The 14,305-nt window shown below is 35.7% G+C and carries 14 protein-coding genes and 1 pseudogene; 10 read left to right on the forward strand and 5 right to left on the reverse strand.

The window, feature by feature from the left end; translation table 11 throughout:
- The 4 genes and pseudogenes from BJI48_RS09660 to BJI48_RS04600 form a co-directional block, all read left to right on the forward strand.
- A pseudogene (locus BJI48_RS09660) lies at positions 1–4,586 on the forward strand (hypothetical protein); the annotation flags it as partial.
- A 70-nt stretch (positions 4,587–4,656) separates the two neighbouring features.
- Positions 4,657–5,778 (forward strand): ImmA/IrrE family metallo-endopeptidase, encoded by a 1,122-nt coding sequence (locus BJI48_RS04590; RefSeq protein ID WP_180763049.1) that lies wholly within the window; start codon positions 4,657–4,659, stop codon positions 5,776–5,778.
- A complete protein-coding gene (locus BJI48_RS04595) occupies positions 5,771–6,295 on the forward strand; it encodes a DUF4411 family protein (protein ID WP_095332401.1) in 525 nt (174 codons plus the stop codon). The genes BJI48_RS04590 and BJI48_RS04595 overlap by 8 nt, the downstream gene beginning before the upstream one ends.
- Before the next feature lie 45 nt (positions 6,296–6,340).
- Positions 6,341–7,318: a hypothetical protein gene (locus BJI48_RS04600; RefSeq protein WP_095332404.1), complete on the forward strand. Its 978-nt coding sequence runs from the start codon at positions 6,341–6,343 to the stop codon at positions 7,316–7,318.
- A gap of 6 nt (positions 7,319–7,324) precedes the next feature.
- Here the strand turns inward: BJI48_RS04600 and BJI48_RS04605 are convergent, their stop codons facing one another.
- On the reverse strand, positions 7,325–7,891 hold the full coding sequence (locus tag BJI48_RS04605) for an ImmA/IrrE family metallo-endopeptidase (RefSeq protein ID WP_095332406.1): 567 nt from the start codon (positions 7,889–7,891) through the stop codon (positions 7,325–7,327).
- Entirely contained in the window at positions 7,881–8,255 is a 375-nt protein-coding gene (locus tag BJI48_RS04610; RefSeq protein WP_095332408.1) for a hypothetical protein, read from the reverse strand. Before BJI48_RS04610 ends, BJI48_RS04605 begins: the two co-directional genes overlap by 11 nt.
- 97 nt (positions 8,256–8,352) lie before the next feature.
- Here BJI48_RS04610 and BJI48_RS04615 point away from each other — a divergent pair, with 97 nt between their 5' ends.
- The 3 genes from BJI48_RS04615 (at position 8,353) to BJI48_RS04625 (ending at position 10,076) form a co-directional block, all read left to right on the forward strand.
- Entirely contained in the window at positions 8,353–9,111 is a 759-nt protein-coding gene (locus BJI48_RS04615; protein WP_095332410.1) for a hypothetical protein, read from the forward strand.
- A 123-nt stretch (positions 9,112–9,234) separates the two neighbouring features.
- Positions 9,235–9,783: a hypothetical protein gene (locus tag BJI48_RS04620; RefSeq protein WP_143428772.1), complete on the forward strand. Its 549-nt coding sequence runs from the start codon at positions 9,235–9,237 to the stop codon at positions 9,781–9,783.
- On the forward strand, positions 9,774–10,076 hold the full coding sequence (locus BJI48_RS04625; protein WP_095332414.1) for a hypothetical protein: 303 nt from the start codon (positions 9,774–9,776) through the stop codon (positions 10,074–10,076). Before BJI48_RS04620 ends, BJI48_RS04625 begins: the two co-directional genes overlap by 10 nt.
- 82 nt (positions 10,077–10,158) lie before the next feature.
- Here the strand turns inward: BJI48_RS04625 and BJI48_RS04630 are convergent, their stop codons facing one another.
- Positions 10,159–10,536, reverse strand: a complete 378-nt coding sequence (locus tag BJI48_RS04630; RefSeq protein ID WP_095332416.1) for a HicB family protein — start codon at positions 10,534–10,536, stop codon at positions 10,159–10,161.
- Positions 10,533–10,763 carry a type II toxin-antitoxin system HicA family toxin gene (locus BJI48_RS04635; RefSeq protein WP_095332418.1) on the reverse strand — a complete coding sequence of 77 codons (231 nt, stop codon included), beginning with the start codon at positions 10,761–10,763 and terminating at the stop codon, positions 10,533–10,535. The genes BJI48_RS04630 and BJI48_RS04635 overlap by 4 nt, the downstream gene beginning before the upstream one ends.
- A 223-nt stretch (positions 10,764–10,986) precedes the next feature.
- Between BJI48_RS04635 and BJI48_RS04640 the strand changes: the two genes are divergently transcribed.
- Together BJI48_RS04640 and BJI48_RS04645 are read left to right on the forward strand one after the other, a co-directional pair.
- Entirely contained in the window at positions 10,987–11,349 is a 363-nt protein-coding gene (locus BJI48_RS04640; RefSeq protein ID WP_095332420.1) for a hypothetical protein, read from the forward strand.
- A gap of 406 nt (positions 11,350–11,755) precedes the next feature.
- Positions 11,756–12,607 carry a hypothetical protein gene (locus BJI48_RS04645; protein ID WP_095332422.1) on the forward strand — a complete coding sequence of 284 codons (852 nt, stop codon included), beginning with the start codon at positions 11,756–11,758 and terminating at the stop codon, positions 12,605–12,607.
- 156 nt (positions 12,608–12,763) lie between these two features.
- Here BJI48_RS04645 and BJI48_RS04650 read toward each other — a convergent pair whose 3' ends face one another.
- A complete protein-coding gene (locus tag BJI48_RS04650) occupies positions 12,764–12,991 on the reverse strand; it encodes a hypothetical protein (protein WP_095332424.1) in 228 nt (75 codons plus the stop codon).
- 299 nt (positions 12,992–13,290) lie between these two features.
- On the opposite strand from BJI48_RS04650, the gene BJI48_RS04655 reads away from it, so the two are divergent.
- Entirely contained in the window at positions 13,291–14,139 is an 849-nt protein-coding gene (locus BJI48_RS04655; RefSeq protein ID WP_095332426.1) for a hypothetical protein, read from the forward strand.
- Positions 14,140–14,305 lie beyond the last annotated feature (166 nt).

Genomic DNA, 14,305 nt, shown 5'->3' on the forward strand with positions numbered 1-14,305 from the left:
GGGAGAAACTCCCGATTAAAGAGGCATTGAAAGAAGCCCAAGTTGCCAAAGCCCTCGAAGCAAAATATATTGCCAAGCGAGAAGAGCTAGCCAACAAGCCCGCAAGGTTTCAAATCGAGGCTAACCCCGAGTTTGGGGAAAACTTTGCGAAATATTATCACGATGGGATCGGTGCGATTAACAAACTACTCGAAGTTAAGCGAGGGCAAGTTGCTGGGGCGTTTTATCGAGAACTAGGCGATATTGATTTGGTTTGGGGGAATGAAAAGATGGGATTGGAGCATATCCTTAAACAAAGAACCCAGCAATATGATGGGCAAGCAGATAAAGCGATAGAATTTATTAACAAGATTCCTGAAATTATAGAAAATGGGGAGATTCTCGATAAAGGAGATATTAAAAAATTCATCAAATATGGAGATAAAAATATTGTTTTGTCTCAAGAGTATAAAGGGAATAAACAAACGTGGTTACTTACAGCTTATGAGGATTACCCATCCCAACCCGTGAGCGTCAGTGATGGTTTGCATTCGCAACTTCAGCACGGGTCGTTACGAACCAATCCTCAATCTAATTCTACCACAAATCCCCCCAACATTGGTGATGAATTTATCCCAATGATTGAGAATTTCAAGCAATTAGCCCCTAAGACCTATGAAAGCATTATAAAAAATGGTATGCCGAGCAATCCTAAGCAAATGGCGGAAATCTTGGATATGAAAGGAGAACCCAAAGATCTATTTTTGGGTATGGATAATGCTGATTACAAAATATTTACAAGAAAAATAAGCTTAGAAGATAAAGAAAAACAACTTATCAAAATCCAAACCAAAATACAAGAACTCAGCCACAAGCTCACGACAGACCTCCCCGCTGAAGAAAAAGAGAAACTAAAAAGCACGATGGATTATCTAAAAAAATATCACTTAGAGCCTTTAGAAGAAACCAGACAATATTTTTCACAAAGATTGCAAGAGGCTATAAAAGAACGCCAAGCCCACTTAATCGGTGATGTAGGGGAGAATCCTTTGGATAATGCTATCAAGCAAGATATAACCAAACAAGCCCAATATGAGCAAGTCCAACATCTTAAAACCAATGCCCCCCATCTTTACACAAGGTTTGATGGGCTTTATGCAAAATATTTAGATAATGTAATGAGAAACTCCCCTGACCCTTATAATGATCTCATCAAAGAAAACCAATCCCTAGTAAAATCCAAAAAATCCTCATCGCACCAAAAAGAGGTTGCCAAAGAAACACTGACACTTTTAAAGGATAAGGAAGCCAAAAAGCTTATCACCACCCTAGATCCTGATGTTGCTAGAAAGATTCACATTGATAATCAGATAGAAGAGTTTCAAAAGCATATCGACGCATTGCAGAAAAACCCAACAGATAATGAAGCTATCCTTAAAGATTACCAAAAAAGCTTAGATAATCTCCTGGCTTTTACACAAGGCAAAGCAAGCAAGACCCAAATCGGACTACAAAAACAGATGGCGATGTTGCAACAAGAACGAACAACCACCCGCAACAAAGATGCTATTGATGAGAAAATACAACAAATCCAAGAAATAATGAGCTACCCTACCATATTTACTAATAGCAAAACCCAAAAGACATTTGAAACCATTGCCAAGATGGATCTAAGAGATTATCCCATAGAAGCATTGCCGAGATTCCAGCAGCACTCTAACGCAAAAGAATCCACGCCGATTCTTAATGCCTTTGTATATGATAACCAACCCCAATTTCTTATCAAAATCACCCACCCTGATAACCCTAAAGAGGAAGTGTATAGTTTGTTATCTAGCCCCAATGGATTTTATTTCACAGAATTTAAGGCGTTACCACCTTATAAGAGCAAAGCAGAGCTTGATAGCTTCTTGTCGTATCATCTTGATAGGCATTTTAATAGCAACTCACCCAACTATAGCGAATTGTATCGCTGGTTTGCTGACCCTAAAAAACAAGGGCGTATCACCAACACAGAACCTCTTTTGGAAGAAAAGTCTATCGATAAAGCGTTATGGGAAGCGATTGATAATTTGTATGAAAATAATACTTTTGGTTATAACACAGCCACACACGCTTTTAGGGAGACTAAACAAGAATATCTTAAATCCTTATCCGAAGCAATAGACAGCAAAGAAAAATTTGGCAATATTATCCCTATAGTCGAAGCAATGAATCCTGCTACTTATAAGGCATTTCAAGACAAAATGCACCTGCATTTTTTGGATTCACAGATTAAAGATTATCAAGCGGATATAGAAAAGCAACTCCAAGCGCTAGCGTCTCCAAATCGTAGGGATAAAGAAGCTATCAAATCCCGCCTTGAGATGAGTGAAGCTAAACTCAAAATGCGCAAAGATGAAAGGGAAGAACTTTTAAAAACCCTAGAAACTAAAAATACACAAGCAAGCACAGCCAAAACACAAGGCACGCTCAAAGAGCCACCACCCAAGCAAACACCCACTAAGCCCGAGCCACTGCCTGAATTTGGGGAAAACTTCGCCGAGTTTTACCACGATGGGATTGGGGCAATTAATAAGCTACTAGAAGTTAAGCACGGGCAAGTCGCTGGGGCATTTTATCGGGAAGAGCTAGGCGATATTGATTTGGTTTGGGGGAATAAATCAGGAGGGCTAGCCCATATTATCGATAAACACGGCTTAGATACTGCAAATAAAATCGATGATATCATCCATAATGGTGCTATTTATCGAGATAAGGATAATCGTTTAGGTATCATCAAAGACAATCAATTAGTCGGGCTGAATGAAAAATACAAAGATAAAGAAAAAATCTGGGTAGTAACAAGCTATGAGCTGAAAGACCCCGAGCAGTATCTCGACGGAGCTAGGGCTTACGTTCCAGAACAGCTGGGCAAAACCAATCTATCTGAAAATCTTTCAAGCCCTAATTCTACCACAAATCCCCTAACCCAAGAACAAACAAAGCAAGTATCGCAGAATCCATTATTTGATAAGATTGACAATTTTACTGATAGTGAGCTTAGGAATATTTCAAAATTAATATCAAAGTATTATGCACAAAAAATGAAATACCCTAATAAAAGCAATGATGAGCTTATCAAACATACGATTAAAGGGATAGAGCGGGATAAAAAACTCTTTGATGAGCAAAAGCAAGAATTAAAAGAAATACTTAGTAAAAAAGAGATTCAAGAATTTTTAACGACTTTTAACGACAAAAATATTACCACGATTCAAAATATCATAAACCGCACGAATGAATTCAAGATTCAAAAAAACTATATAAATACTTTTAAACCAACAGATGCAGAAGAAGCAAAAAGCCTAGATTATATAGTCTCTAGGGCAAAACTACTATTTGATCAACTTGAGGCAACAAAACAAGCTTTTGACCCAAAATATGAAAAGAAAAATATAGAGATAAAACCCGCTTATGTTTATGAAGAAAAGGTTGATGAAATAGGCAAAAATGGTTTTGCCAACAAACAAACACAGGAGAATTTTAACACGCTTAAAAACACTATTAGTCCCAGAACATTTGACCCAGATAAGCCTACTGCTATGTTTATGCTTGATAATTCAGCAGGCAAAGCCACTTATAAAATAGTGGATGCCTTTAGCACTAAAGGATTTGATTTTATTGTTGTGTATGGTGAATTTATGAATGAAGCAACTTCAAAAGCAAAATATGGCATTTTTGAAGCGACTACGGGCAAATATATTGGGTCAATATATCCTGAGGGAGCTTTAACGTTAGGGGCGGGCGTGAAAATAGCTAGAAAGGCAGTCAATGATGAGTTTAGAGAAAGTATAAAAAAAGCAAGAGGCATCAATCCTCCAAAGATACAATTACTCAAAGACACTAAAAACCCATTATATGCAGGTGCTGGGATAGTCGGCGGGGCTGGCAGTGCAGAGGCAAGTGATGATGATAGCGAGGGATTTGGTGGCAATGCGTTACTGGGTGCATTAGGGGCGATTGTCGGATTGAAAGCTCTCAAATACCTAAGCAATAAGCCAGAAGTCTTGCAACGGCTTTTAAAACGCCATTTCCCAAATAAGGATAGGGAGATAGCCCAAACAATCGATTCGCTTAATATTGGGCAAATAAAGCACGAAAAACGAGGGATTTATAACGTGGCTTATAATGGGAAAGAATTTACAAACATTCAAAAAGATTTAGAGAATGTTAATGATTTGATTAAGTTTGAAAAAGGTAATAAAGATTTTGGGGCAAGACATATCAAATATAGACATTTGAAGTTGCATAAAATAGGACACGTTAGACAAGATGAGTTATTGAATTTGGGAAATTCTATCAGAGAATATTTGAGCAAACATAAAGAGCCGTTTATTGATGAAAAAGGACATCGAATTTATGAGTGGGAAAACAAAGAGGGAGTGCGGTTTCGATTGGTTAGCTATGAAAAAGGCAGGACGGAACTACAAGTCCCATTTGCACCTGCCGAAAATATTATAACCTTTTATTCTGATAGAAACCTGAAAGACAAAATGCAATTTAAAAATCCGAAGTTGCAAAGTCCGACAGAGAGACTGAAAAATAAGATTTTAAAGGGAGCGTAATTTAAAGGTATTTTAATTGATATTTTATAAAATTCGATAGTATTAATAGATCAAAGCAAAGGAAAAAGAGTTGAAATTAAATGCGAAAAATGCCTCTCTTTTGAAAACCCTCAATCTGCCTGAAAGCGTTATTGAAAAAATATTTGAAAAAAAATCTCAAGCATTTTGTGAATTTTTAAATGGCAACTCTTCAACCTTTGAAATAAGCCTAAAGAAACTTACCGAAATTGCCAAAGCTTCCAATATCCCTTTTGCCTATCTTTTTTTAGATCAATTGCCACAAGAAAAACCTTTGCTCCCAGATTTTCGAGGCAATACAAATAAAGGATTTTCTCCTGCACTAAAATCTTGTATCGCCTCAAGTCTAAAAAAACAAGAGTGGCACAGGGCTTATTTAGTGCGCAATGGGTATTCAAAATTCTTGGAAAATAAAAATCTTAACACAAATGCAGAGCTTATCATTGAGGCTAAAAGATTAATTGGTTTTAGTGGCTCAAGCAAAGATTCATTTAAAGCATTTAAAGATTCTCTGGAAAATCATCAGTTTATTGTCCAGCAAACTGGAGTAGCAAAAAACAATACATACCGAGCTATAAGTATTGAAGAATGTAGAGGCTATGCTATTTATGATGAATATGCCCCATTGATTTTTATTAACTCAAAAGATAGATCAAAAAAAGGAAAGATTTTTACTCTTTTGCACGAACTTGCCCATATTCTTTTAAAACAAAGTGGTGTGAGTTTAGATGATTTTACTCAAGCAATAGAATATCGTTGCAATGAGATTGCAGGTGAGATATTAATGCCATCTAATAAGTTTATGGATATATGGGAAAGAGGAGTTGGACTTCAAGACAATATCACAAGGCTTAAAGAGCATTTCAAGCTTGCTAGCTCTTTGGCAATAGCTACCAAAGCATTGCTTAGAGGGTTGATTGACAAACAAGAATATGATGATTTCAAGAGAGAACAACAGAATAAATTTATAGAAGATGAAAATACAAAAAGTTTAAAAGGTGGGGATCATTATAATAATGTCAGAGCATCTAATGGAGAGGCATTTGCCAAAAAAGTTATTATTGATACAATCAATGGATATGAGACCTATAAGGATGCCTTGAATTTGCTTGATATAGCAAAACTAAGCACATTTGATAAGCTGGCTGAAGAGCTGGGGATAAGCAATGTGTAAATGTCTTTCTAAATATCTTATTGATGCCAACATTTTTATTGAATCTGCTCTGAGGTATTATGCCTTTGATATTTGTCCTGGTTTTTGGGACTGGCTTAAAATAGTATCTATAGAAAAAACTCATATTAAATCAGTGAAAAAAGTCCTTGAAGAAGTTAAACAACCAAAAGAGCTTTCAGAATTTTTAAAAGAATTAAATAAAAATAAGTTTTTTATTGATGAAAACAAGATAACACCGGAATCCTTTATGGCAGTTGCTTCGAAGCTTGAGCAAATGAATTATGAATCAGAACCTATCAGTGAGTTTTCTAGTGGGGCAGATTTTTTCTTGATAGCTTTGGCTTATCAGGATCATTATAAAATCGTAACCCACGAAAAAAGAGCCGATAACACAAGAAAAAGAATCAAAATACCCAATGTATGCCAAGAACTTGGAATTGAATGTATTAATGTTGCTGATTTGCTTCGAGACGAGAAAATAAAATTTCATTATACTCACAATAATTTATTCTCGTAGTGCATTATCGGACCGCATACCTATAGCTTTTCGCCTAGTGGGACAATGGTGCGGGTAGAGAATTTCTTTAGCAAGAAGCGATTAGAACTCATCACGCAAGATCTCAAGACCACCCAAGAACACTTTGCTAAACTCAAAAAAGGTATCCAGACATTTGAAAAAGAAGCAGAACTCAAAGAAAAGCAAGAAAAGCTCAAAGCGCTTAATAGAGAGATTATTGAATCGACTATAGAAGCCAAAGGGGCAAGCAAGGAGAGTGGCAAAGATTTGGGATTGCCTGCAGTAGGTGCTGGGATAGTCGGCGGGGCTGGGAGTGCAGAGGCAAGTGATGATGATAGCGAGGGATTTGGTGGGAATGCGTTATTAGGTGCTTTGGGTGGTATCGTGGGTCTGAAAGCTCTCAAATACCTAAGCAATAAGCCTGAAGTCTTGCAACGGCTTTTAAAACGCCATTTCCCAAATAAGGATAGGGAGATAGCCCAAACAATCGATTCGCTTAATATTGGGCAAATAAAGCACGAAAAACGAGGGATTTATAACGTGGCGGTTAATAATAAAAAGGCGACATTGATAAGAGAGGATTTAGAGGCTCTTGATAGTATTGCCTTTGAAAAAGGCAGGCAAAAAATCAATGAGCGTGGCTATGGTGGAGAGCATATTGTCGCAAAGCATAGCAATCCTAAGCAAGCGGGCTATATCACAGAAGATGAATTACTCAATATGGGGAATTTTATTAGAGATTACATTAAAGAGTATAAAGAACCATTTGTGGATAAGAATGGTTTGAGAATATACGAATGGGAAGATAAAAACGGACCCCGTTTTAGGATTGCGACTGGAAAGATAGGTAAAAATACACCAAGTCAAAAAGTAGGGGTGCTTCTCACAGGCGGAAGCGACCGAAAACCAGTTGCCCCTACTAGGCGAATTATAACTTTTTATTCTGATAGGAATCTTAAAAATAAGATGGTCTTTAAAAATCCAAAGTTAAATAATGCAACAAAACTACAGAAAGGTGCGTGAAAGGCATTAAATCTTGTTTTTATTAATATACCCCAAATTTACAAGTCGCCATTTCATCGCATCGTAAGATACCCTGAAGCGATTTGCCATTCCTTTGATAACTTCCTCTAGGGTTAATTTGTCAAATTCTTCGCTTTCTGCAAACTTTCTAGCTTCTTGATGGACGAATTCCGAAGGCATTAAAAATCTGGCTGCAAAATCATTGGCTTTTCTCTCCATAGGATTGATTCCTCTTCGGTAGAGAGTATCATAGTCATCTTTAATAGGGTCTTGATATTTGTCTGCATTTGGCAGGATATCATTGACAATATGCCCAAGCTCGTGAGCCAGAGTAAAATTTTGTCTGGCTTCAGAAACAGAATTATTCAGCCATATCTCAGGATAATCATTCTTCAAATAAACACACCCATCTAAAGCCAACTTATCCCATTCTAACTCTTCATCGATTTTTATATTTAGTTGATCGCGCAAAATTGTTTTAATATCTACGGGGACGTTTTTTATTTCAAGTAACTCAATAATCTCCTCGGGAGTTTTATTAATAAGCATTGTTTTTAAATCTTCAAGCTTCATTTGTTTCTCCTTCTTTAGATTTGAACTTATCAATTATATCGGTATTTTTTGTATCATTTTCAAATACTTTGTCTTCCACAACCTTTCTGGCATCATAGACATTTTCTGCCTCTGTTGCAATCATCTGTAAAAATCTTCCTTTGAATCCCTCATTTTCAACAACCGCTTTGATAAATTTATCTAAAATCATTGGATCTTTTAACGCCTTATCAAGCTTCTTGCTTGCACTTTCTTTAATATTTCTTGAATTTGAACTCTGTATATAAATAGCATAAGCAGTTATAGTGCCAGCTATAATGGCTACAACAAGGGTTAGTATCCCAACCGACCAGCCAGTAATTAAAGCAAGCGTTGATAGTTCCATTGTTATATTCCTAAAATTTCAGTTAAAAGCAAAAACCTACGGATTTGACGTATTGTAACATATTAGCTACAAAAATTAAAGACCCAAAAAACACCCATTGGCAGGTGCTGGGATAGTCGGCGGGGCTGGGAGTGCAGAGGCGAGTGATAATGATGATAGCGAGGGATTTGGTGGGAATGCGTTACTGGGTGCTTTGGGTGGTATTGTCGGATTGAAAGCACTCAAATACCTAAGCAATAAGCCTGAAGTCTTGCAACGGCTTTTAAAACGCCATTTCCCAAATAAGGATAGGGAGATAGCCCAAACAATCGATTCGCTTAATATTGGGCAAATCAAGCACGAAAAACGAGGGATTTATAACGTGGCGGTTAATAATAAAAAGGCGACACTGATAAAAGAGGATTTGAACTCGATAGAAAAAACATTGCGATTATCTAAAGGCAAGCATATCGATGAGAAAAAAGGCTATGGAGCTAATCATATCACAGCAAGACATAGTAATCCCAAAGATTTGGGCTATGTTAGTCAAAATGAACTTTTAAATCTAGGGAATTCTGTCAGAGAATACATCAAGGAACACAAAGAGCCGTTTATAGACAAGAATGGAATCAGGATTTACGAATGGCAAGATAAACAAGGGATAAGATTTCGATTAGTAGTCGGTCAAAGGAAAGAGGTCAGCTCGAAAGAACTGGGATTCACATATCCGCCCTCTTATTATCCTAAACCCTCGACCAGTGGAAGAATCATAACATTTTATTCTGATAGAAATCTTAAACAAAGAATGGAGTTTAAGAATCCTAAGTTAAAAAGTCCGATAGATAAATTGAAAGATAAGTTTGTGAAAGGTGCTTAGAGATTGTTTGCAATCAAAAATGCTATAATCGAAAAACTTTTGAGAAAGGCAAAAGTGCAGACAGATACCCAAGAGTTAAAAATTACGTATAGTGGCGAGGGAATCATTAATGGTGAGATTGATTTGGAATCATTTGCCACATCGATATTGAATTTTGGGAAAGCGATACAAGTTATCAAGGAATCACTAGAAATTGAGGAAAAACTAGATGTTAAAATCATTGCCACAAAAGAGGGTTCTTTTCAGGTTGATTTGGTTTTAGCCACGCAAGGGATGTGGCAAAGTTTTAAAGGGCTTTTTGCTTCAGAGGGAGCAAGTGCGATTACGAATATTATGAGTATGCTTGGAATTGGAATAAGTGGACTTGGCGGATTATTTGCGTTATACAAACATCTTGGTGGCAAAGAACCTAAAAATATTGAGGAAAAAGGCAATATAGTTTTGATTGTTGATGATGGTGGTATTGCACTTGATTTTGCAAAAAAGGTGGTTGAAATTTATCAAAATCCTAAATTTAGAGAATATATGGAAAATTTTATTAAAAACCCACTAGATTCTGATGAAATTGATGTAATCAGCGTGAAGTATAATAATGATGTCTTAGAAATTCCTAAAAGCGATAAAGATTTTTATAAAAAAACCTTTGGACAAAAGAACCTAATATGCAGATAAGAACCTATACGCAGACTTTTAGTATTGCTTCTTTGGCTTTTAATAAAAACAGCAAATGGAGATTAAGTGATGACAGAGGCAATATCAATGCTGTTATCAAAGATGAAGTGTTTTTGGATAAGATTGAAAAAAATGAAATTGAATTTGCTAAAGGCGACAGATTGGTCTGCGAAGTTGAGCGTATTGAGGATTTGAGTCAGGAAAAAATCAGTGCAACATATGCAATACTTAAAGTCAAAGAACATATCAAATCACCTAAAGTAATAGCATTGCCGGGATTTGAAAAATTGTAGAAAGTCAAGACATAAATATCCTCTTCGTGTGAAGCACCAGCATAGCGACGTAAAAAGTGGTAGTGCAGTTTTGCACTTGACATTATCGTTGCATAAACGCTCTTCGGGCTAGATCGGCGATAAGCGCGGAGCGATTGAGGCATAATTTTTTGGCTTCGGTATCAAGGATATTAACAATGCGTTCGGGTAAGGTGATATTGAGACGCACGGATTTATCGCTGTTGTCTGTTGCGGGTTCAGGGATAGGGACTTTTCTATCCATCATACTTTCTAATGTCACAATAAAAGCCTCTTTGAGCTCTTTGAGTGCCTCATCAGGGCTATCGCCATCGCCATAGAAAAACGCCACTTCTTTAAAATCAGGCATAAATGCCCCATAGCCCCCGCCCTCATCTTCTGGAATTTTTTTAATGAGAATATCATAGGGCAAATTGAGATAGTAATTTAAATCTTTTTTCATTGGTTGTCTCCTTGAATGAATTTTAAGGCGATTTTGACATAGATTTCTTTGACAGGCTTTCGATAAGGAATAGTAAAAGTAATATCACCTTTGTAAAATGTATGGTGAGAGCCTTTTACCCTATCAAGAACAAACCCATTATACTCCAAAAGCTTTTGTAAATCCGCAAACGACACGGCTTTTGGATTGTTTTGTATGCGTTTTAAAAGCTTGTCTTTGGAAGCCATTTGGATTGCCTTTGTATATTTTCTTAGGACTTGATGAAATGTTTTTGTGATTATTGTATGTATTTAATACTTATGAAATACTTAATCAGCTATATAATACTATAAAGACAATATTAGTAAGCAAATCATAGGCAGGCAGACTTACGTTAAAAAACAATAAAGCTGGCATTAAAGCTCCTGCACCGCCCCCATATCTTTAACGCTTTACCTCTTTGCAGTCTGAATGCACCCGCTTTTGTGTTTGAATGCCCGCCCTACATTTGGACCTACCCGCCTCATTGCGCCACATCTTAAGCGATTTTCCCACATCACTTCACCTCACAGACCGCCCCACATCGGAGATTTTTCGCCCCACAGACCGCCCCACATTCTCGCCACATCTTCGGTTTTTATCCTCGATTTGGCGGGGTTTGATAGGAAAAAGGCTTATAAAATAAGAGTTTCGCAGGGTTTTGATTGCTTTTTTTGCGTGAAGAAAGCAGAATTTTGGCGTGGTGCAAAAAACGCAAAAATGCAATTTGTATTTGGTGGGATTTTTGGGCGAATTTTAGCGTTTTTGGCTTGGGCTAGGATTTTAGAGCAGTGAAAATTTGAAATAATGGATTAGATTTCTAAGACTTTCATCGTATTTGAAAAGTAGATTTTAATTCTTAAAATTGAATGGTTCTAATAAATTAAATAATTTATATTGAAAAATAATATTTATCCTTAATTTTAAATACCTTATACTATAATTTATTTTTACTGATTAAGAATTGATTGCATATTGTGCGATATTCCCCTCATCTTCTGGGTTGCGAGCCTTAATTAAAATTGCACTTTCAAGAACTAAATTTTTGTGTTTTTTTGGCGACTGATCAGGACGAAACGATTGGTGGCAGGAACGATGGACAATGAAATATAATCTTATTATAATTATATTTGTTTAAAATATTTGGGCTGGATTATCGGGGATAGCTAAAAATATCGATTTTAAATTAAAAGGGAAAAATATGATAAAAAATAAAAATTATATACTCGATGGGTTTAAACTCATATCCACGCTTTCTGCGATGTTTTGCATTATTGGTTTTTTTGCATTTTTGATGACCTATGCAAATAAATATGGATTTTTCCCATATTCTTTGTTTTCGTTTAATGGAATTTGGCTTTGGGGCATTGCTGGTTTTTATGCAGAGAGTATTTTTTTCTTGATCGCATCTCCTATCATTGGGATTATCTACTTATTCAGATTTAAACCTAATTGGAAGTCTGCAACTTTGCTTTGGATTTTATGTTTATTGGTGTTATTATTATTTGCATTAAATATTTTTAAAAATTTCCAAATAAAAAATCTAGATTTATATTTATTGATGTTTTATATTATTGGTTTATTATTAAATATTACAACTGCTTATGTTATAATGGACTTTTATAAAAATAATAAAAGTAATATTTTATATCCAACTGCAGGCTTTGTTATTTTTGCCTGTTTTATTTTTATTATTTTATTTCCTGATCCTTTTGCTAGGGCTTTTGAAAAATTTTTAAAAACAAAAGGCTTGGTGGCAGAAAATGTGGAAATTTATCTAAAAGATAAGCAAAAATTTGCATATGGAACGCTCCGATTTAAAGATTCTAAAAATGCCTATGTGGAGTTTTGGGATCACAGGCAAGATTGTCAAAAAGATATTGAAATTGAGTGCGAAAAATATTTATTCAAACAAGCAGTCCTCGCTGAAAATGTTGCAATTCTCAAAGACCCTAAAACCATAAAAGAATCCAAAAAACCGCAAGATTCCAAAGATACTCAAGCCTCTCAAGAGTCTGGAAATTCCCAAAATCCTAAAGAAAGCACAAAATAATCTTCAAAAACAAAGCTACCAGAAAGATTTATTTGAGGGTATCATCGCACGTTTGGAGGATTTTGATTTTGTAGCTCATTCCTTGCCAATGACCCTTGAATTGATTCCTAAATTTATAGACTAAATTTTTTAAAAACATATAATTAATATAAAATTTTAAATATATTTTTTGGTAATTTTATCATCAAAATTTCTATTATCCAGTTCTAATTTCTCAAGTTGTCGCTCTTTGATTTGTCCTTCTAATTTTAGATTCTTAAGCCTTGCTTCTTTTATTTTTTTCTCCAAAGCCCCCATTGATATATTTTCCGTGATATAGCCGATGATAATATTATTGATTAATGGGGCAAAATAGTTCAAAGCTAATACTATAATTAAAATCATTTTTCTAAACCTACCTCTTAATAAATTTCTATTTCTATATTTAATGTTGTTGTCCAAAAACATATCTATGATTTATCATTTTAAGAAATTTTTTAACTTTATTCCTTACAGAGACATCAATAGTATGTGAGCTATCTTTCGTATTATATCATAAGATTTTATAAGTAGATTTTTATGTGTTTAAAACCTAGCTCATCATCAAATATTCCAACCCCCCCCCTAACCCCTTGACGGGGGGGGGGGGGGTAAATAGTAGAATAAGCATATTGAAAATAAAAATAAACTTAGGAGAAAAAGAAATGAAAAAATGGTTTTTGTATGGCTTAGCCATAGGTGTTTTGGGGCTTAGTGGTGTGAGTGCGGATGATTTGGATGCAGAAATCCAAAAACTAGAGAAAGAAAATAAGCTTTTAGAGCTTAAACAAAAGCAAAAAGAGCTACAAAGCAATCAAGACAATGCCCAAAGTAATGGCAAACAAAAAACAAAAACAAAGGCGAAATCCAAAGATTCTAAGAATGGGTTTTTTGTGGGCGTAGAGGGGAATGTGAGTGGGGAGAAGATGACAATGTTTGTTTATGAAAACAAAGATTTTACAAATGTTACTGCAGGGGAAGCTACTTCCACATTCTTTGAGGGTGGCTTGGTCGGGGGTTACCAGCATTATTTTGGACAAGCCCAACGACACGGGATCAAGGTTTCGGCTCACTTATATTCAGGCTATGATAGTTGGAAATTTAATATGTTTGATTCAACAAACACCATCAGCTATATCCCTATAAAATTGGGCTTGGATGTGAAATACCTCTGGGATTTTTGGCAAATTGATGTCAAGCAAACGTTGGGGCTTAATGTGGGTTTGGGTTATCAATTTGATTATTATGCAGGGGGAAAAGGAAAAGGAAATGGTTGGACTCAAAACTACGATGGCATTTTTACCTCTGATTTCTACCCTGTAGTTGGCTTGCATTATTATCTTAGCCGTCACCAATTTGAATTGCTTTACCGCTTTGGGGGAATATTTGGGATGAGTTCAGATAAAAAAAGAATTTATCAAAAAATTGATGAAAGCGATAATTATTATAACAGATTAGAAGCCAAACTCCTCACCCAAAGCTACCTCACATTTAACTATGCCTATCGGTTTTAGGTTTTGTGGCTTTTTGGTTTAAGCTAATGCCTGCTTTTGCTCCCTTATCAGAGGGCAGGCATTGCTTGAATTTCTGCTTTTTGTTTTCCCCTTAAACTCTTTCTCTTGCTTTTAACTGATTTTTGAATCTTGAATAAGTTTTTTGTTATGATTATGTTTGAGGTTG

Source organism: Helicobacter sp. 11S02596-1, assembly GCF_002272825.1.
Lineage (GTDB): Bacteria > Campylobacterota > Campylobacteria > Campylobacterales > Helicobacteraceae > Helicobacter_J.

Bases quoted from the DNA above. Each gene is read 5' to 3' on its own strand.
- BJI48_RS04595 (WP_095332401.1), top strand. From the start codon at position 5,771: ATGTGTAAATGTCTTTCTAAATATCTTATTGATGCCAACATTTTTATT.
- BJI48_RS04600 (WP_095332404.1), top strand. From the start codon at position 6,341: ATGGTGCGGGTAGAGAATTTCTTTAGCAAGAAGCGATTAGAACTCATC.
- BJI48_RS04605 (WP_095332406.1), bottom strand. From the start codon at position 7,891: ATGAAGCTTGAAGATTTAAAAACAATGCTTATTAATAAAACTCCCGAG.
- BJI48_RS04610 (WP_095332408.1), bottom strand. From the start codon at position 8,255: ATGGAACTATCAACGCTTGCTTTAATTACTGGCTGGTCGGTTGGGATA.
- BJI48_RS04625 (WP_095332414.1), top strand. From the start codon at position 9,774: ATGCAGATAAGAACCTATACGCAGACTTTTAGTATTGCTTCTTTGGCT.
- BJI48_RS04630 (WP_095332416.1), bottom strand. From the start codon at position 10,536: ATGAAAAAAGATTTAAATTACTATCTCAATTTGCCCTATGATATTCTC.
- BJI48_RS04635 (WP_095332418.1), bottom strand. From the start codon at position 10,763: ATGGCTTCCAAAGACAAGCTTTTAAAACGCATACAAAACAATCCAAAA.
- BJI48_RS04640 (WP_095332420.1), top strand. From the start codon at position 10,987: ATGCACCCGCTTTTGTGTTTGAATGCCCGCCCTACATTTGGACCTACC.
- BJI48_RS04645 (WP_095332422.1), top strand. From the start codon at position 11,756: ATGATAAAAAATAAAAATTATATACTCGATGGGTTTAAACTCATATCC.
- BJI48_RS04650 (WP_095332424.1), bottom strand. From the start codon at position 12,991: ATGATTTTAATTATAGTATTAGCTTTGAACTATTTTGCCCCATTAATC.
- BJI48_RS04655 (WP_095332426.1), top strand. From the start codon at position 13,291: ATGAAAAAATGGTTTTTGTATGGCTTAGCCATAGGTGTTTTGGGGCTT.